The organism is Streptosporangium sp. NPDC049078, from assembly GCF_040648855.1.
GTDB lineage: Bacteria > Actinomycetota > Actinomycetes > Streptosporangiales > Streptosporangiaceae > Streptosporangium.
On the sequence record NZ_JBEZEL010000001.1, the window covers coordinates 414,102 to 433,184 of the forward strand.

The following is a 19,083-nucleotide window of genomic DNA, read 5'->3' on the forward strand; positions in this document are numbered from 1 at the left end:
GGCGGCCATGAACGCGACGTAGACGTCACGTCAGCAGCATGGCTCCGCGCCGGGCCGGGCGAGCCCAAAATATGACCGCGATGGAGTGAGCTGACCGAGACTTGACCATCTCCGGCACATCTCCCCCGGCCGGCCGATCCGCCCTCGGGTCCGTGACGCGGCAACGCCTCCCCCAAGCCCAGGTCAAGGCTGGGAATGCACACGTCCTAGTAAGACGTGATGACCCCTCGATCCCCCCTGACCGTCCGACACGATCGGGTGACCGAGACGGGCGAGATCGCGGCAAACGGCATTCGCGGGGGGAAACGCATGGACTCAACAGTGGTCGTGGGAGCGGGGCCCGCCGGGCTCACCGCGGCCTACGAGCTGGCCCGGCGAGGACACCCGTGCGAGGTCTTCGAGGCCGACCGCGTGGTCGGCGGCATCAGCCGGACGGAGGAACGCGACGGCTGGCGCTTCGACATCGGCGGGCACCGCTTCTTCACGAAGGTGCCCCGGGTGGAGGACTTCTGGAACGAGATCCTCGGCGAGGAGGACTTCCTGCTCCGCCCGAGAATGAGCCGCATCCACTACGGGGGCCGTTTCTACGACTACCCGCTCAGGGCGTCCAACGCCCTGCGCAACCTCGGTGTCCTGGAATCCCTGCGCTGTGTCGGCTCGTACGCCTGGGCCAGGATCAGGCCGCCCGCCGACCAGTCCACCTTCGAGGGCTGGGTCGCGGCCAGGTTCGGCCGGCGGCTCTACGGGATCTTCTTCAAGACCTACACCGAGAAGGTGTGGGGCGTTCCCGCCGCGAGTATCCAGGCCGACTGGGCCGCGCAGCGGATCAGGGACCTCTCCCTGGGCAAGGCCATCGCCGCCGCGCTGACGCCGGGGAGGAACCGCAAGGAGATCACGAGTCTCATCGAGGAGTTCCGCTACCCCAAACTGGGGCCGGGCATGATGTGGGAGGCCTGCGCCGACCGGGTCCGCGAGCGGGGTTCCACCATCCACCTCGGCACCCGGGTCGAACGGATCCGCCGCCACCACGGCCGCCTCGCCGTCACCGTCCGCCACGACGACGGCGAGAACGAGAGGGCCGGTGTCGTTCGTCCGGCGGGCGGCGACGTCCACGACGACGGCGTTCGCCCGTATGGCGGCGCCCTTCGGCAGGACGGTGACCGCCAGGACGGTGCCGGGGGCGCCGTCCGCGAGGTGCACTGTGACAACCTCATCTCCTCGATGCCGCTCAACGCCCTGATCCGCGCGTTCGGGCCGGACGTGCCCGATGTCGTCGCGGAGGCCGCCGCGGGGCTGAAATACCGCGACTTCCTCACCGTCGCGCTGGTCGTCCCCGAGCGGTTCTCCTTCCCCGACAACTGGATCTACATCCACTCCCCCGAGGTCCGGCTCGGCCGGGTGCAGAACTACGGTTCCTGGTCGCCGTACCTGGTGCAGGCGGGACGGACCTGTCTCGGCCTGGAGTACTTCGTCAACGAGGGCGACGACCTGTGGCGCGCTCCGGACGACGACCTCATCGCGTTCGGCACCCGGGAGCTGGAGCGGCTGGGCCTGGTGACCCCCGGCTCGGTCCGGCAGGGCTACGTGGTGCGAATGCCGAAGGCCTACCCCGTCTACGACGCCGGTTACGCCGGCAACGTCGAGGTGCTCAGGAAGTATCTCGACGTGGAGTGGCCGGAGATCCACCCGGTCGGCCGCAACGGCATGCACCGGTACAACAACCAGGACCACTCCATGCTCACCGCGATGCTGACCGTGGAGAACGTCGTCGACGGAGCCGGGCACGACGTCTGGCAGGTCAACGTCGACGCGGAGTACCACGAGGAGCACACGGGACGGCCGAGGACCCCGAGGGTCACGAGGGGAACCGGCCGTGACGCCCCCGTCCTCCTCGCCGGCACGCCCACCTCGGGCTGAGTGCCCACATCCAACACCAGCGATCCCATGACGCCTTGCCCTGCCGTTGCCGCCTCCGCCCCGCCGAGCGCGGACCACCGCGGGTCAAGGCTCTCCTCCCAGCCGCCTTGGAGTTGCGCGCCATGACAACACAGCCGTACACGGTCCCGGACGTCAGCGTGATCGTCATCACCTACAACGACGCGGCCCGGTTACCCCGGGCCGTGCGCTCCGTTCTCGGCCAGACGCTCAAGAACCTCGAAGTGATCATCGTGGACGACTGTTCCGGTGACGACACCCCGGCGGTGGCCAAGGCGCTCACCGAGGAGGACGGCCGGGTCCGCTACCTGCGGCTGCCCGCCAACAGCGGCGGCTGCGGCGCGCCGCGCAACGCGGGCATGGACGCCTCCCGCTCGCCCTTCCTGATGTTCCTCGACAGCGACGACGAGCTGCCCAGACACGCCTGCAAGAGCCTCCTGCTCGAAGCGGAGGCGACCGGCGCCGACTTCGTCATGGGCACCGTGGAGCGCGTCGACGAGGCGACCGGCGCCGTCACCCTCTGGTACCCCCAGCTGTTCGCGGAACGACGGGTCGTGGACGGCATCCGCGCCGAACCCGAACTCCTCTTCAACTGCCTCGCCACCAACAAGCTGTACCGGCGGACCTTCCTCGACGTCACCGGCATCCGTTTCCCCGAGGACATCCACCACGAGGACATCGTCTGGTCGACGGAGCTGTTCTGCCGCAGCAAGCTGTTCGCCGTCGTGCCGTGGCCCGTCTACCGCTGGCTGCTCGCCGCCACCCCGGCCACCAGGTCGATCTCGTCGCGGCGGCACGAACTGGAGAACGTTCGCCAGCGCGTCGCCGCCGCCGTCCTGAGCGACCGCGCCCTCGCGAACACCCACTCCCTCGACCTCAAGGAGGACAAGGACTTCCGCTTCCTCTCCCACGACCTCCGCCTCTACCTGGGCGACCTGCCCCAGCGTGACCCGGCGTGGATCTCCGACTTCGCCGACATCGTCATCCCGTACGTGGACACGCTCGAACCCGCCGCGATCGAGCGGCTGACCAGGGCGGAGCGGGTGTGCCTCCAGCTCGTCCGCGAGCGGCGCGGAGCCGAGGCGGCGCTCGCCGCCGTCGAGCTGGGGGGCAGGCACTCCGTCCCGCCCCGGGCGGTCACGGCGGACGGCGATCGGGTGTTCTGGGGGACGGTGCCCCCTCAGGACGAGCGGGCCAGGAGCGAACTGGACGTCACCGAGCTGCGCCTGGCCGAGCAACCGCTGTCCGGAGCGCTGCTGCGGCACGAGCTCATCGACCTGCAGGCGTCGAGGGACCGGATCCGGTTGCGCCTGCGAACCTACGACCCCGGCCGGGTGCTCGACGGCCGCACGCTGACCGCGTGGCTCCGCGTCGGCGGCAGGAAGAGGACGATCACCTCGATCCCCGTCCAGATGGCCCCCGTCGTGATCGAGTCGCTGGAGGAGCGGGAGAAGAAGAGCCCGAGAGGGCTCGAAGGGCAGTGGGAGCCGGAGGAGCCGGAGCGGACGAGGATCCCGCGGATGACGGGAGGTCCTCCCGAGGGGACGGGAATCCTGGAGGGGACGGTGACGATCTCCCTGCCGGAGCTGGAGTGGCCGGACAACGCCGTCAGGCCGCAGGCGGTCATGATCTCGCTCCAGGAGGGCGAGCGCGGGAACCTCAGGCCCCTCCTCGCGGTCCCGGGGTTCTCGTTCACCTCCGTGGGCACGGTGGGCTCCGGCCGCCTCGTCCTCGAGGCGTCCGCCGACCTCCCGTTCCGCCTCATGGCGCGCAGGCTCGGCCCCGCGGCCAAGCGGCGTTTCCCGAGCGTGCCGGAACTCTGGCGTGGCCTGCTCGCCGACCTCGCCACCCCCCGCAACCTGGGCCGCTTCTACCGGCTGGTCAGCATGACGGTGCCGGTGAGCCGGAACCTGGTGCTGTTCGAGTCGGCCGAGGGCACCGGCTACACCGGCAACCCGCGCTACGTCCACGAGGAACTGCAGCGGCGCGCCACCGGCCTGCGGGCGGTCTGGTCCCACGCGGACGTTCCCGAACGTTTCCCCGAGGACGTCGGTCTCGTCCGGCGCGACACCTTCCGCTACGCCTGGACCCTGGCGCGCGCCGGACACTGGGTGGACAGCCACAACCTGCCCTACTGCTACCGCAAGCGCGGGAGCACCCGCTACCTGCAGACCTGGCATGGTCAGGTGCTCAAGAAGATGGGCCTGGACGAGCCCAGGCACCGGACGCAGCCGGCCCTCGCCAGGAAGTACGCCGAGGCGGTGGCACGCTGGGACGCGCTGCTCACCCCGGGCCCCGACTTCCTGCGCGACTTCGCCGAGGCGAGCGGGTTCAGGGGCGAGCTGATCCACGCCGGATACCCGCGCACCGACGTGCTGGTACGGCACATGGAACCGGCGCAACGCGAGCGGGCGCGGCAGGTGAGGGAGTTCTTCGAGATCCCCGCGGGAAAGCGGGTGATCCTCTACGCACCCACCTACCGCGACAACAGGCGCTTCAGCGGCGACTCGATCCGGCTCGACCTGCCCGCCCTCGCCGGCGCGCTGCCCCCGGACTGGGTGATCCTGGTGCGCGCCCACCCCTACGACCGTTTCACGGTGCCCGACCCGCTCGGCTGGCTCGTCCGGGACGCCTCGGCGTTCCCCGAGGTCAACGACCTGATGCTCGCCTCGGACGTCCTGGTGACGGACTACTCCTCGATCATGTTCGACTACGCCTGTCTCGGCAGGCCGATCCTCTACTACGTCGACGACTACGAGCGCTACGCCTCCGCCCAGCGGGGGATCTGCTTCGACCTGGCCGAGGTCGCCCCGGGGCCGCTGCTGCGCGAACCGGGCGAGCTGGCCGAGGCGCTGGAGCGGCTCACCGAGATCACCGAGAGGTACCGGCGGCGCTACGCGGAGTTCCGCGACCGCTGGTGCGGCCTCGACGACGGGCAGGCGAGCGGCAGGGTCGTGGACGCGTTCTTCCCGGAGGTCATGCGTTGAGATCGCGAGACGTCTTCTTCCTCAGCACCGACGGCGACTCGATGGGCGGGTCCCAGCGGGTCATCCACACCCTGGCCCAGGGCCTCGGCTCGCGGGGGCACAGGGTGACCCTGATCAGTATCAATCCCTCCCGGCAGCCGCAGACCTACGTCGCCGACCCCGTCTACCGGCACGCCACGCTGTACGACACGCCCGCCCCCGAGCCCGCCGCCCGCTCGCTGCCGTGGCGCAGGGGCAGGCAGAGAAGGAGCCCGGAGGAGGTCGCCGCCGCGAGGCGGAAGCTGCTGCGGCTGACGGACCGGATCGACGTCGGACACAGCGGACACGGCGGATACATGGTCATCGCCTCGCCCTGGGCCGCCCACTGGATCGCCGACCTGCCCATGCCGCACATCGCCAAGATCGGCCAGTACCACCAGTCGTACACCGAGGCGGTGGACTCACCGAACCTCAAGCTCATCAAGAAGCACTACGCGCACCTCGACAAGGCGCTGTTCCTGTGCGACGACTACGCGGCGTCCTTCACCGCGCACCGGCTCGCCAACTGCGGCACCATGCTGAACCCGGTCAGCGTCTTCCCCGAGGAGGCGGCCCCGCTGCGCAACCCGCGGATCGTCTCGGCCGGACGGCTGGTCAGGGTGAAGCGGATCGACCTGCTGATCGACGCCTTCGCCGCCGCGGCCCCGGCCGTCGCCGAGCCGTGGGAGCTGCACGTCATCGGCGACGGACCGCTTCGGGCGGCCCTGGAGGCGCAGGCCGCCCAGACCGGCCTCGGCGACCGGATCGTCTTTCGCGGACAGGTCGAGAACGTCGAGGCCGAGTACCTGGACGCCTCCATCGTCACCCTGAGCAGCGACTTCGAGGGATGGGGGCTGGTCCTCGCCGAAGGCGCGGCCTGCGGGCTGCCCGCCGTGGCCTGCGACGCCTCGGCGGGGGTGAGGACCCTGGTCGAGGACGGGGACAACGGCATACTGGCCGAGCCCGGAGACACCGGGAGCTTCGCCGCCGCCCTGGAGCGCCTCATGTCCGACGCCGAACTGCGCCGCAGGATGGGGGCGAGGGGCAGGGAACGGATGAGGAGGTACCGGCTGCCGCGCGTCCTGGAACGCTGGGAGGCGCTCTTCGACGAACTCGACCGCTGACGACCGGGCCCGCGTCCTACGGATCGGAACGGGCGAGGTGCCCCGCCTCCCGCAGGAGCAGCGGAACGAACAGGACGCCGACGAGGATCGGCGACACCATGAACCGGAAGTCCGGCGCGGTGTTGGTGAGGATCACCCCGATCTGCTGCCCCGCGACCACGGCCGCCCCCGCGAGTGCCGCCCGGCTCCCCGTCCGCCACCAGGCGAGCGCGGCCGTGGCGTAGGTGAGGTAGCACCAGAAGGGCGCCCGCCAGAGCAGCCATTCGAACTGCCTCACCGTGCTCGCGTCCAGCGCGAACAGCCCGGCTGCGAGCAGCCCTTCGGAGATCGGCCGCCGCCGCATCGCCGAGGCCGCCGGGGAGCCCTCCCAGCCGTCGGGGAGCCGTGGGTCCCCCAGGGAGAAGCGGTAGAGCTCACCGCCGGGCTCGCCCGAGGTCGGGCCGACCTGCCAGGCGAGCGCGGCGCGGCAGATCCTGGCGCTCAGGATCGTGCCGGGCGCGCGGCCCAGCAGCCCTCGCCACAGTTCCAGGATCTCGGACATCCGCTGTTCGGCCCGCGCGTGGCCGAACCCGGGATCGAAGAAGACCCGCGCCATGGTCTGGCAGGTCGCCCCCCGCCGCCAGACGTCGAGCGGGGCGATCTCCGCCAGGAGTTCCCGCTGCTCGCGGTCGAAGAGGTGGGGTCTCTCCCCGTACGCCACGGCGAGGTCGCCGAACACCGTCTGGTAGGCGAACGAGCGGGACGGCGACGCGATGCCCATCGCCGGGTAGCCGACGCTCAGCAGGAGCGGCGGCGCCGCCACCGCTCCGGCCGCGAGCGCCGCGACCCGCCGGCGGGCTCCCGGGCGGCCGGCCAGGAGCGCGACGAGCGCGACGGCGGCGACCAGCGCCACGAGGAAGCCGTTGTTGCGGAAGAGCCCCAGGCCGAGCAGTTCGGCCCCGAGGGCGAACAAGCGCGGGTCCCACGCCCACCGGCCGCCCCCGCGCCCGGCCCTCCCCCGCCCGCCGACCCCGGCCGCGTACCACATCCGGCCCTCACCTCGCACGACGCCTCCGGCCGCATCCCCACCGGGCCGCGCCCCAGGCCGGGTCATGAGCCGTACCGCGGTGCCGGCGGCCAGTACGGCGCACACGGTGAACGGCACGTCCTTCCACATCGACACCGTGAAGGCGCCGAGCGGCGGTGACAGCGCCGCGCACCCCACCGCCACGAGCAGCGGGCGTCCCCGTACCCCCAGCGGCCGGATCGCGCCCGCGAGGTGGGCCAGGGCGGCGGCCATCGCCGCCGTCTGCAGGAGGGTGACCGCGGACAGGTCGCCGGTCACCTTCAGGGAGAGCCCGAGCAGGGCGTCGTAGGCGACCGACTGCCCGGCCACCCAGGGGCCCGTCGTGACGTGCGCGACGTAGGTGACGGAGTCGGGGCTCATCAACCCGGGGTGGAAGCCGAGCCACCAGCCGAGCAGCGCGAGCTGGGCGGTGGCGTAACAGGCGAGCGTGAACCGCCGGTCGCGGGCCGGCGCCCCATCGGTCGCCCCGAGCCCTTTATCGACCGGTTTCAAGCTCGCCGTACTGATCGTCATTTTTCCCAGCGCGCTCCTCCGGGGGACCGACGCCCATCATCGAATACGCCCGAGGTGCGCCCCGCACGCCCACGGCCCGCTATACGCACTCATGACCTGGGGAAACGTCAAGTTTGTGCTGAGCGAAGACGGCATGCCCCGGCCACGGGAGAGCGTGCCTTTCACAGGACATCGTGACGCTTCTGCCCCAGGAGGCATCAGGCACCTCGATAGGATGCCCATTCGACCGACGTCGATTTGACCCGGAGCTCCCCTCATGAAGTCTCCTGTCCGAATGTTGCTGGCCACATCCTGTGCGCTGGCCATGATTTCCGTCCCGACCACCGCGTGGAGCGCGGAGAAGCCCGAACCGAAGGCCACCACGGCGAGCAAGGCCAAGCCCGCCCCCAAGGCCAAGCCCACGCCGAAGCCCGTGGACTGCGCGAAGGTGAAGTGCATCGCGCTCACCTTCGACGACGGCCCCGGCAAGTACGCGGACAAGCTGCTCGACACCTTCAAGAAGTACAAGTCCAAGGCGACGTTCTTCCTTGAGGGCCAGTACGTGAAGTCCCGCCCCGCGTTCGCCAAGCGGATGGTCACCGAAGGCCACGACATCGGTAACCACAGCTACACCCACCCGCACCTGCGGGAGATCTCGGAAGACAAGATCCGCGAGGAACTCACCAAGACCCAGGACATCGTCAAGAAGGTCACCGGCAAGTACCCGACGACGATTCGCCCGCCCTACGGTGAGTTCGACGAGCGGGTCTCGGCGATCGCCACCCAGATGAACATGCCGATCATCCTGTGGAACGGCGGTTCACGAGACTGGGCGACCAAGAACGAGAAGGCCATCTACGACGAGGTGCTCAAGAACGCCAAGCGTGACGGGGTCATCCTCATGCACGACTGGGTGGAGCAGACCGTCAAGGTGATGCCGAAGCTGCTGACCGCGCTCCAGAAGCAGGGCTACCACGTGGTGGCCGTCTCCTCGCTGCGCGGCGCCAAGGCCACCCAGCCCGGAGACGTCTACCCCGTCGGCTCCGAGAAGGACAAGGACCTGCCCTCCGAGTCGCCCACCGGCGACCCCGAGGACTACGCCCAGTCCCCCGAGGACGGCTCCTGAGCCGTTAAACCCTCACCGCACCGCAGGGGCGACCTCTCGGGGGTGATCCGCTTGAACCCTCACCGCGTGGGGGCGATCTCGCTGGAGGACGGCCTCCGGGCCGGCCGCCTGCCCAGCCGCTGCATGGGAAGCTCCACGTAGCGGTAGGTGAGCAGGCTCAGGCCGAGCACCACCAGCACGAACGCCACCGACAGTGAGACCTGCACCACCTGCCCCGCGTTCCGCACGTCACCGACGACGACGTGCGCGATCCGCAGGAGCGGGTGGTGCAGCAGGTAGACCGAGTAGCTGACCAGGCCCAGCCAGACGAGGAACCTGGGCAGCCGTCGTTCGCGCAGGGCCATCGCACCCGCGAACGACGCCCCGGCCAGCGCGATGGTGGTGAACCACGGCCCCGGCTGTACCCACCACCAGCCCGCCTGCTCCGCCCAGACCGGCGCCAGCGCCACGAGCACGGTCGCCGCCGCCACGGGCCAGAGCCCGCCCGAACCCTGCTCCCAGCGGCGGATCGCGGTCCCGGCGAACATCACCGACAGGATCGCCGCACCGAACCACGGCACGAAACTCGAAAAGATCAGAAGCACCAGCGCCGTCGCACCGAGGACGTACGCGGCGGTCCTTCTGAACCGGCCGCCGATCAGGCACGCCAGCCCCACGAAGAACAGCACCCCGGACACGTACGCGGGCCAGGGGCCCTGTAGCAGCGGTGCCGTCAGCACCAGCCCCACCGCGACCGCGACGACACCGAAGCCCACCGCGAAGGTCCCGCTCGCGCGGTGCAGCCCGCCGACGAACAGCGCGGTGACGACCAGGTAGAAGACCATCTCGTAGGAGAGCGTCCACATGGTGTCGGCGAGGCCGCCCCTGCCCACCACGTCCAGCAGCATCGTGGCGTGCGCGGCCACCGACGACAGATCCCTGGGCACCTGCTCGCGGACGGGCATCCAGAACGCCATCACCAGGACGAGCGCCGAGACCAGCAGGTAGATCGGGTAGAGCCGGAACACGCGACTGATCCAGAACGCCCTGACATCGCCGTGCCTCTCCAGCGAGACCGGGATGATGTAGCCGCTGACCAGGAAGAACACCAGGACGCCGTACATCCCGAGGTTGAACCAGTACGGTCTCAGGGCGGGCATGAACCAGGGCAGCATGTGCTCCAGCAACACGGCGACCGCGCCGATGCCACGCAACGCGTCGAGCCACGCCAGGCGGGCGACGGCGGTCTTGGGGGAGTCTGCGCCGATGGGGGTGGTGGAAGACACCCACCCCAACTTACCCTTCGCCCTCCCGTCAAACGGCGCCAACCACCGAGGAGATCCCTCCCCCGTCGGCCGCCGAGGCGGCTACTCCCACTCGATGGTGCCCGGGGGCTTGCTGGTCACGTCGAGCACCACCCTGTTGACCTCGCGAACCTCGTTCGTGATGCGGGTGGAGACGCGGGCGAGCACGTCGTACGGGACACGCGACCAGTCGGCGGTCATCGCGTCCTCGCTGGAGACCGGGCGCAGCACGACCGGGTGACCGTAGGTGCGGCCGTCGCCCTGGACACCCACCGAGCGGACGTCGGCGAGCAGGACGACCGGGCACTGCCAGATGTCCCGGTCGAGACCGGCGCGCGAGAGCTCCTCGCGGGCGATGGCGTCCGCCTCGCGGAGGATCTCCAGGCGCTCGCGGTTCACCGCGCCGATGATGCGGATGCCCAGCCCGGGGCCGGGGAACGGCTGGCGCCAGACCATCTCGGCGGGCAGGCCCAGTTGCTCCCCCGCCCGGCGCACCTCGTCCTTGAACAGTGCTCGCAGCGGCTCCACCAGCGAGAACCGGAGATCGTCGGGGAGGCCGCCGACGTTGTGGTGGGACTTGATGTTGGCGGTGCCGGTGCCGCCGCCGGACTCGACCACGTCGGGGTAAAGAGTGCCCTGGACGAGGAAGTCGACGGGGCCGTCGGCGAGGATGGCGCGCTGCTCGTCCTCGAAGACCCTGATGAACTCGCGACCGATGATCTTGCGCTTCTCCTCGGGGTCGACGACCCCGTCGAGCGCCTTCAGGAAGCGCTCCTGGGCGTCGGCCACGCGCAGCTTGACGCCGGTGGCGGCCACGAAGTCGCGCTCGACCTGCTCGGCCTCGCCCTTGCGCAGCAGCCCGTGATCGACGAAGACGCAGGTCAGCCGGTCACCGATCGCCCGCTGGACCATGGCTGCGGCCACCGCGGAGTCGACGCCGCCGGACAGGCCGCAGATGGCGCGGCCCTCGGGGCCGATCTGGGCGCGGATCGCCTCGACCGCGTCCTCGACGATGTTGACCATCGTCCAGGAGGGGCGGCAGCCCGCCGCGTCCAGGAAGTGCTTCAACACGGTCTGGCCGTGCTCGGAGTGGAGGACCTCGGGGTGGAACTGGACGCCGTACAGGCCCAGCTCGGGGTGCTCGAAGGCGGCGACGGGCGTCTGGGCCGTCGCGGCGGTGACCGTGAACCCCTCGGGGGCGGCGGAGACGCTGTCACCGTGGGACATCCAGACCGACTGCGCGGCGGGCAGCCCCGCGAAGAGCACACCCTCCTCCTCGACGTCGAGGTGGGTGCCGCCGTACTCGGCGGTGCCGGTCCTGGCCACCTTTCCGCCCAGTTCCTGGGCCATGACCTGGAAGCCGTAGCAGATGCCGAAGGTCGGCACGCCGGTCTCGAACAGGCCCGCGGGGGCGGCGGGGGCACCCTCGGCGTACACCGAGGAGGGGCCGCCGGACAGGATGATCGCCTTGGGCTTCTTCGCCATCATCTCCTCGACCGGCATCGTCGAAGGGACGATCTCGGAGTAGACGTGGCATTCACGCACCCTTCGCGCGATCAGCTGCGCGTACTGCGCGCCGAAGTCGACGACCAGGACCGTGTCGAACTCAGACACCAAGACCCCCAAAAGGAACAGAGCGGTGTCCCCAGTCTATCGGCGCCCGTCAGCCCGCCCGCTCACAGCCGAAAAGATCTCCCGCCGCCCCGCTCACCCGGACCAGGAAGGACCTCCCCGCCGTCGCGCCCACCCGCACGGTCCCCCCGGCCGGAGAACGAGGGCAGCGCCCCGGCGATCAGCGCCTCGGTCTGCTCGCGCAGGATCTCCGCGTAGCCCGGGTGGGTGAGGACCAGGAACCGCTCCTCGCGGATGGCGGCCACCGCGGCGCGGGCCACCTCGGACGGGTCGATGCCCTCCTCCACCAGGCCGTCGATGATCGCGGCGGAGACCTCCTCGTCCCCGTCCTCGGCGCGTCCGGCGGCCACCAGGTTCTCCGGCCGGTGGCGGCCGGAGCGGTTGAGACCGGTACGTACCCCGCCGGGGCACAGCGCGGTCACCCGGAGCCTGGAGCCGGCCGCCGCGAGATCCTGGGCGAGGGACTGTGAGGCGGCGAACGCGGCGTACTTCGAGACCGAATAGGGCCCCAGGTAGGGGATGGCGAACAGTCCAGCGGCGGAGACGGTGTTGAGGATGTGCCCCTCGGTGTCCTGGTCGATCATGCGGGGCACGAAGGCCCGGACGCCGTGGAGGATGCCCCACAGGTTCACCCCGAGCGGCCAGGCGAAGTCCTCCGGCTCCCTCGTCCACATTCGGCCGCCCTGGAATACCCCCGCGTTGTTGCACAGCACGTGAACCGCGCCCAGCTCACCGAACGTACGGTCGGCGAGGTGCTCCACGGCCACCGGGTCGGAGACGTCGGTGATCTCGGTGAGGACCTTGCCCCCGTCGGCGACCGCCTCCACCAGCGAGGCGGTGTCCGCGAGATCTCCCGGCTCGACGTCGGCAAGCATGAGGGACATCCCCTCCGCGGCCAGGCCCAGCGCGAGCGCTCTCCCGATCCCGCCGCCCGCCCCCGTGACGACCGCGACCTTGCCCGACAACTCCCGCATGGCGCTTCCTCCCAGCCCGATGGTTACGGATCGTCGTACCTCCAGGCCGCTGGTTCACACCTCGCGCTCCTCCGGTTCGTGCCGGAGGGCGTGGTCGAGGAGGCCGAGGGGCGGGGAGCCGAGGTCGAGCATCGCGGTGTGGAAGCGGTTGAGACCGAAGCCGGGACCCCACTCGGCCCTGGCGCGGTCACGCAGGTCGAGGATCTCCAGCTTGCCCCAGGTGTAGCGGCCGTAGGTGGGGTCGAAGGTGGCCCGCGCCGCCTCCGACAGGGCCGCGGGACCGGCGAGGTGGGTGTCGGCGGCGAATCGCCGGGCCCCCTCCTCGACGGTCATCGCACCGGAGTGCACCCCGATCGCGCAGGCCAGCCGGGTCACCCTGATGAGCGCCTCCAGCCACACGCCGATCTCGAAGCGCGGGTCGCCCGGGGCGAAGTCCTCCTCGACGCAGAGCTCCTCCGCGTAGTGCGCCCAGCCCTCCGCGAAGGAGAGCGACATCAGCGTCCGCCGCACGTCGGAGCGGGCGTGGCGCAGGGCGCGGCCGTGGGAGAAGTGCCCGGGAGCGACCTCGTGCACGTTGATCGCGGGAAGCGTGGTGTCGCTGAAGACCTCCAGCCACTCCTCGATGTCGCGCTCGGGCCACGAGGGGTCGGGCGGGGTGACGTGGTACCACGAGGGACCGTCCGGCTCGCCGGGTGCCGACCAGCTCATCATCGCCATGCCCCACCGGCGTGACTCGGGTGCGATGCCGACCAGGCACTCCCCGTCGTGATAGGGCACCAGGTCCTTCTCCCTGGTGAAGGCGATCGCCCTCTCGGTGCCGACCCTGGCCGCCTCGATCACACCGTCGGGGTCGGGGTGCCGCCTGACGAGTTCGCGCGCGACCTCAAGCGGCGGCCGTCCCGCGAGTCCCAGCGCGGCGCACGACTCCGCCAGCCTGGCCATCAGGCGGTCGCGTTCGGCGTCGGCGCGCTCGGCGAGCCGCCCCAGGTCGACCGGGAGGCCCTCACCGCCACCCATGAGCCTGGTGAGCCCCTCGGCGCCGAGGGAGGCGTCCGGGTCGCCGTCGTGCGCGGCCTTCTCGACGTGCTGCACCAACCGGGCATGCGCCCTGAACGCCGCCTCACGCACACTCTCCTCGGCGTCCCCGGGCACCCCGGAGGCCAGACCGCGCACCACTCCGAGCAGGGCGGTCGCGACGGGGGCGCTGAGCAGGTCGAGCGAGGCGATCGCGCCGTCCACCGCCTCCGGCCAGCGGGCCAGGTGCGCGAGCTTGGCGGCGTTCCGCTCGGCCTCCGGGGCGTACTCGCGGTCGTAGGTGGCCAGGTCGAGGTTGCCCACATGCTCCAGAGGGTTGCGGCGGTGCAGTTCCAGCTCGCCGAACTGCACCCGTACGGCCTCCTCGAAGATCTGCAGGTGCGCCGCGTCGTACGGATCGGCGGGCAGCGGCCCCCTGCCCAGCGCGGCCAGCCCGGTGCGCACCCCCTCGGGCGAGAGGTCCTGGATGAGTCCGTCGTACTCGTGCCGCCCGGCCATTTCCCTGACGCCTGAGACGGTGAGGTCGCACACCGCGCGAAGGCGGCCGTCGAGTTCGCTCATGACCGCGACGCTATATCAGCGAACCCTCCCGAACCCGAGAGTAAGCACTATCCGGACGCCCCTCCCGGCGATGCCTCCCGAGGCTTCAGGGCCTTGGGCAGACGGGCGACATCGATCCTGCCGGGCCCATCCGCGTCCAACAGTATGACCGTGCATTCCTCCCACCACCGAGAATCGCAGCGCGGGTGAGCGGGTTTAGATGGAACATGGGCCCATGACCGTCTACAGCTTCGACCTTCATTTCACGGCTCCGAGCGGTGAAGCCGTGATCGATGCTCTGTACGAGGCCGGATGGGACGACGCCACGGTGTCGTTCGATCCCGTCGCGGGGGGACCCGGCGTCGCCACGTTCGACCGCGAGGCCAGTGGAGCGGTGGAGGCGATCGCGTCCGCGATCGCCCAGGGGCGCTCGGCGGGAATCGAGGTGAGCGAGGTGAGCGAGATCCCGTGACGCTCGCCGAGATCACCTACCGCCCGCCCCTCGGACTGGGGAAGCTCAGAACGGTATCCAAGTGGATCGAGTGAGTCGTTCAAGAGCAAAGCCACCAGCGGGCCCAGACGGTTTTGCCGGGATGGTCGCGGAGCGGGGTGACGCCGGAGTCGTGCGCAAGGGCCTCGACGATCGTGAGACCGCGCCCGTGCAAGGCGTCGGTGTCGAGGCGAAGGTGGCGGGGCTGCCCCGGACTGTGGTCGGTGACCTGGAGGAGGAGTTCGCCGGCTCCGGCCCGTAGGGAGAGGGCGGCCGGGGCGTCGCCGTGGACGACGGCGTTGGCGAGAAGCTCCCCGGCGACGAGGACCACATCGTCGGCAAGGTGTCGAAACCCCCAGGCGTTGAGGGTTTCATCCACCAGGGTGCGGATCTTTGCGATCGCCGAGGGGTCGTGCGGCACGCCCCAGCAGGCGATACGGGGGTCGTCCGGAACATCGGGCATCGTGGCTCCTCGGAGTGCCGGTGGGGTGTGTTCGCTCTCACGCGTTTTTGAGGGTGGTGACGCGGCGGGTCGGGTTTCGTGGGTCGGCCGGGGCGGTGGGGAGGATTGCTCGGCCGCCCGCATCACATCGCGGAGGCCGTCGGCGGTGCTCGCGTACACGATCAGGGGTTCTGGGGCGTACCAGAGGGCGACAGCGTGAAAGCACCGGGTGGCCGGTCCGTACCAGACGGCCCAGGCGGGTTCGATCAGATCGAGCTGCCGAGCGCAGGCCATGCTGGCCGCGTCCCAGCACCGGGGACCGACCGGAAAGACGGATGCGCCCCGCCGGTGCCGCCCAGTCGGCCGCTCCCGGCCTTCCCTCCCGCTCACACCGTCACCGCCGAGGCGGTACGGCTCGCGCCCAGCGGACGCGAGCCTGAGAGGTTCGGCGGCCATCCACGCCGGTGAGGAGGAGCGGCCGGTGTCACGGGCTGCTCCTGTCGCCGATGCCGTCCGGGTGAGTGAACCGGGAAGTCGGGCCGCAGCGGGGGACGAGCCGTACGGGGTGCGGCGTGCAGCGGCGGACGGGAGGTCGGAGGTTCGGGCCGGAGGATCGGTCGCGTCGGCACTACCACCGCCTGGGACCGGCCGCACAGACCGAGACGCCTGCGCGCGGACATCCGGGCGCGGACCTGCTCGGCGGTGGGCTGCTGCCAGTCGTGGCGGGTTCGGTGCGGCAGGCTGGTGGCCTCGTGGGCGTACGGAGGATGCCCACACCAGCGGCAACCGAGCGGCATCGGCGGCTGGTCGGCGTGCCAACGGATCCGGATCGGTCTGGGGTTTCCTCTGAGGTTGTGCATCGGATCGGACCTCCTGCGTCCGGTCAAAGAGCTCGCCCCGGCGTGCGATGCCGTGGCTCGTCCGGGGCGCCGTAGATGCTGAAGTGGAGCGGCCATGTTCGGCCTGCCTTCAGAGAAGCGTCGGCCCCGTCTCCTCACCAGCGCGTGTGCCAGATGCGCACGCCGTGTGCAGGATCTGCATATCCAGACTCTTGGAGATGGACAGCGAGAGTATGGTGACTAAGAGAAATCATGTCGTGACAAGGAGTCGCGATGGGTGGGCAACCGATCACACGCGATGACGATCAATGGCAGTCGCCACAGTTACGGACACTGATCGCCGCCCATGACGTCGGTGGTGTCATCAGGTTCGCGCGGCAGCTACGGAGCTGGAAACAGGCCGACTTGGGAAAAGCCTCGGGCTATTCAGCCTCGACGATCTCCCGACTGGAGACAGGTCAGCGTGCGGGGATCGATTTGCAGGTGCTGCGCCGCGTCGCCCACGCAGCCGGGGTACCCAGTCATATCCTCGGCGCGCTGATCAATCCGGTTACGGTAGCCGAAACGATGGGTCAGCTCGCGAAGGAAGACCTGATGCGCCGCCGCACTCTGCTGTCCGCCGCCGGACTCGCCATCCCTGCCCATCTGCTGTCCAGGCTCGATGACGCGCTGGCCATCCCGCCCGCATCCTCCGCTCCCCCCTTGCCCGAGCAGATCACCTCTCGTCTGACCCGAGCGCGAAGTCGCTTCGACAGCGGCGATCTGGTTCGGCTTGTCGCCGATCTGCCTGACCTTCTGGCCCTGGCTCACGAAGCGGCCGACGGCCGAGAAGCGGGTGCCTGCGTGCGGGCGGCCGCCTGCTACGACCTGGCGACCGCGACCCTGAACAAGATCGGGAGGTATGAGGCGAGCAGGATCACCGCAGACCGCGCCGGCGTGTTCGCGAGCCTGTCCGGCTCCCCGATCAGCATGGCCGCCTCGGCGCGTTCCCTGGGCATCGTGCTCCGCCACGAAGGCCGCCGGAAAATCGCCGACCAGCTCACTCTGCAGGCCACCCACCGCCTGGAGGCCGCAGGACTCGGCACGCCCGCCCACGCTGCCGCCTACGCCCAGATGCTGTGCACCTGCGCCTACAACGCCGCACAGGCGGGAGACCGAGACCGCGCCCTAGAGATGATCAAACAAGCCGCGCACGTCACCACCCGGCTTCCCGCTCGGGTGATCCCCGGCCAGCCCTTCAGCATCGGCCCCGCGCACGTCAGCCTGTACGAGATCGGCGTGCACTGGTCCCTCGGCGACGCCGGAGCGGCCCTGCACGCCGCGCGCGACGTGCATCCCAGCCAGCTGTCCACCCCCGAACGACGCGGACGCCTGTACACCGATCTTGCACGAGCATGGTGGCAATGGGGCAAACCCGAACAGACCACGGCGGCCCTGTTGAACGCCTTCCGACAGTCGGCCGACGAGGTCCGCACTCGGCCTGCCATCCGCGCGATGGCGGTGACCCTGATCGACCAGCATCCTCGGGTGGCCGGTGTGCAGGCGCTCGCCGCCGCCATCGGCTATCGACGCTGATCTGCGCAGCCCTCGCGTCCTGCGGCCTTCTCGACGTGCTGCATCAACCTGGCATGCGCCCTGAACGCCGCCTCACGCACACTCTCCTCCGCCTCCCGGAACCTCGGAGGCCAGACCGCGCGCCGCTCCGAACCCGGGAGTCGGCACTATCGGGACGACTTCCCGGCGATGATCTCCAGGGCGGAGCGGGGTGCCGTACCGAGCAGGCTTCGCAGGTCGCCGTCCGTGCCGTCCATGAACCCGTTCGCGATCGAGGAGTAGGTGCCCACCAGCATCGGGACCTGGAAGGACGCCAGGCCCAGGGCGGTGAACGCCTCGCGGGCCTCGGCGAGGGTGCTCGGCTCGTACGAGACGGTGCTCCCGATGGTCTCGGTGAGTGCGGCGGCCAGCTCCGCGCCGCCGACCGCCTCCTCCCCGACCAGCTCGTAGGTCCGGCCCGCGTGCGCGGAGGCATCGGTCGCGACCAGGGCGGCCACGTCCGCCAGGTCCTCGCGGGCCACCGCGGCGAGCCGTCCGGAGCCCAGCGGCGCGGTGATCCTGCCGTCCACGACGGGTGCGAGCGTCGCCAGCAGCTCGGCGTAGAGCCCGTTGCGCAGGATCGTCCAGTTCGCGGTCCCCTCACGGAGCCTGCGCTCGGTCCAGCGGTGGGCGAGCGCGTAGGCCAGGTGGTCACCGGCGGCGCTGAGGCTGGTGTAGACGATGTGCGACACCCCGGCCTTCTCCGCCGCCTCGATCGCCGCGCCGTGCCTGGCGATCACCACGTGGTCCTCACCGTAGCCCGCGGAGATCAGCAGCAGCGTGTCCACGCCGGCGAAGCCCTCCTCCAGTGAAGCAGGGTCCTCGAAGTCGATCAGGCGGCTCGGTGTCCCGGCGGGGACCGCCTCGGGGGCGCGGCTGCCGATCACCACGTCGTCCCGCCCCGCCAGCCGCGCGGCGACGAGCCGCCCCAGTGCGCCCGTCGCCCCTGTCATGAGAATCATGGAATCTTCCCCGCGTGAGTGGTTCTCTCCGGTAACTGGGTCCATCATCGATAACCAGAACGCGTGGCATAAGGAGGCACTTCGATGTCAGTGGGGCACACCGCGGTAACCACGGAGCCGGTCGTCTCCTGCGGGGACGAGGACTGCGGCATCCGTGAGGTCCTCGACCGCATTGGCGACAAGTGGTCGGTGCTGGTGATCGTGGAGCTGGCCCAGGGGGTGCGCAGGTTCCGCGAACTCCAGCGGGCCGTACCCGGCATCTCGCAGCGGATGCTCACCCTGACCGTACGCCGCCTGGAGCGCGACGGCCTGATCTCCAGGACCGTCCACGCCGTCGTCCCGCCGCAGGTCGACTACGAACTGACCCCGACCGGGCACAGCCTCACCCACCTGGTGCGGGCCCTCGCCGACTGGTCGGCCGAGCACCGCGACGGCATCGCCGAGTCGCGCCGCCGCTGGGACGCCGCCCACCCCGACTCCGGCATCCGCTGAGCCCCGCCGAGACTTTCCCGTGCCGGCTTCAGTCGCACACCGGGATTTTGGCT

The 19,083-nt window shown here is 70.5% G+C and carries 14 protein-coding genes; 7 read left to right on the plus strand and 7 right to left on the minus strand.

Annotation, left to right across the window (positions count from 1 at the left end):
• Positions 1-309: 309 nt before the first annotated feature.
• The 3 genes from AB0B90_RS01705 to AB0B90_RS01715 all read left to right on the plus strand — a co-directional run bounded on the left by AB0B90_RS01705 (position 310) and on the right by AB0B90_RS01715 (position 6,064).
• Positions 310-1,917, plus strand: a complete 1,608-nt coding sequence (locus AB0B90_RS01705; RefSeq protein WP_350943376.1) for an NAD(P)/FAD-dependent oxidoreductase — start codon at positions 310-312, stop codon at positions 1,915-1,917.
• Between the two features lie 122 nt (positions 1,918-2,039).
• Positions 2,040-4,922, plus strand: a complete 2,883-nt coding sequence (locus AB0B90_RS01710; RefSeq protein ID WP_362920242.1) for a bifunctional glycosyltransferase family 2 protein/CDP-glycerol:glycerophosphate glycerophosphotransferase — start codon at positions 2,040-2,042, stop codon at positions 4,920-4,922.
• On the plus strand, positions 4,919-6,064 hold the full coding sequence (locus tag AB0B90_RS01715; protein WP_362920244.1) for a glycosyltransferase: 1,146 nt from the start codon (positions 4,919-4,921) through the stop codon (positions 6,062-6,064). The genes AB0B90_RS01710 and AB0B90_RS01715 overlap by 4 nt, the downstream gene beginning before the upstream one ends.
• Positions 6,065-6,080: 16 nt before the next feature.
• Here AB0B90_RS01715 and AB0B90_RS01720 read toward each other — a convergent pair whose 3' ends face one another.
• Entirely contained in the window at positions 6,081-7,643 is a 1,563-nt protein-coding gene (locus tag AB0B90_RS01720; protein ID WP_362920246.1) for a hypothetical protein, read from the minus strand.
• Between the two features lie 274 nt (positions 7,644-7,917).
• Here AB0B90_RS01720 and AB0B90_RS01725 point away from each other — a divergent pair, with 274 nt between their 5' ends.
• Complete coding sequence (locus AB0B90_RS01725) at positions 7,918-8,748, plus strand: polysaccharide deacetylase family protein (RefSeq protein ID WP_350943369.1); 831 nt, start codon at positions 7,918-7,920, stop codon at positions 8,746-8,748.
• A gap of 59 nt (positions 8,749-8,807) precedes the next feature.
• Here the strand turns inward: AB0B90_RS01725 and AB0B90_RS01730 are convergent, their stop codons facing one another.
• From AB0B90_RS01730 to AB0B90_RS01745, 4 genes are all read right to left on the minus strand, one after another.
• The gene (locus AB0B90_RS01730; RefSeq protein ID WP_362920248.1) at positions 8,808-10,013 is read right to left on the minus strand and encodes an acyltransferase; all 1,206 of its coding nucleotides are present in this window, start codon (positions 10,011-10,013) and stop codon (positions 8,808-8,810) included.
• Positions 10,014-10,094: 81 nt separating this feature from the next.
• Positions 10,095-11,645, minus strand: a complete 1,551-nt coding sequence (gene guaA, locus AB0B90_RS01735; RefSeq protein ID WP_350943366.1) for a glutamine-hydrolyzing GMP synthase — start codon at positions 11,643-11,645, stop codon at positions 10,095-10,097.
• 62 nt (positions 11,646-11,707) lie between these two features.
• Complete coding sequence (locus AB0B90_RS01740; RefSeq protein ID WP_362920250.1) at positions 11,708-12,637, minus strand: SDR family NAD(P)-dependent oxidoreductase; 930 nt, start codon at positions 12,635-12,637, stop codon at positions 11,708-11,710.
• A 54-nt stretch (positions 12,638-12,691) separates the two neighbouring features.
• Complete coding sequence (locus AB0B90_RS01745; RefSeq protein ID WP_362920252.1) at positions 12,692-14,233, minus strand: DUF885 family protein; 1,542 nt, start codon at positions 14,231-14,233, stop codon at positions 12,692-12,694.
• A gap of 214 nt (positions 14,234-14,447) precedes the next feature.
• Between AB0B90_RS01745 and AB0B90_RS01750 the strand changes: the two genes are divergently transcribed.
• Entirely contained in the window at positions 14,448-14,684 is a 237-nt protein-coding gene (locus AB0B90_RS01750; protein WP_362920254.1) for a hypothetical protein, read from the plus strand.
• Positions 14,685-14,763: 79 nt separating this feature from the next.
• Here AB0B90_RS01750 and AB0B90_RS01755 read toward each other — a convergent pair whose 3' ends face one another.
• The gene (locus tag AB0B90_RS01755) at positions 14,764-15,165 is read right to left on the minus strand and encodes an ATP-binding protein (protein ID WP_362920256.1); all 402 of its coding nucleotides are present in this window, start codon (positions 15,163-15,165) and stop codon (positions 14,764-14,766) included.
• A gap of 1,091 nt (positions 15,166-16,256) precedes the next feature.
• On the opposite strand from AB0B90_RS01755, the gene AB0B90_RS01760 reads away from it, so the two are divergent.
• On the plus strand, positions 16,257-17,558 hold the full coding sequence (locus AB0B90_RS01760; RefSeq protein WP_362920258.1) for a helix-turn-helix domain-containing protein: 1,302 nt from the start codon (positions 16,257-16,259) through the stop codon (positions 17,556-17,558).
• 146 nt (positions 17,559-17,704) lie between these two features.
• Here AB0B90_RS01760 and AB0B90_RS01765 read toward each other — a convergent pair whose 3' ends face one another.
• Complete coding sequence (locus AB0B90_RS01765; protein WP_362920260.1) at positions 17,705-18,529, minus strand: NAD(P)H-binding protein; 825 nt, start codon at positions 18,527-18,529, stop codon at positions 17,705-17,707.
• A 93-nt stretch (positions 18,530-18,622) separates the two neighbouring features.
• Here AB0B90_RS01765 and AB0B90_RS01770 point away from each other — a divergent pair, with 93 nt between their 5' ends.
• Positions 18,623-19,030, plus strand: coding sequence for a helix-turn-helix domain-containing protein (locus tag AB0B90_RS01770; RefSeq protein WP_350943359.1), 408 nt, complete (start codon positions 18,623-18,625; stop codon positions 19,028-19,030).
• Positions 19,031-19,083: the final 53 nt, after the last annotated feature.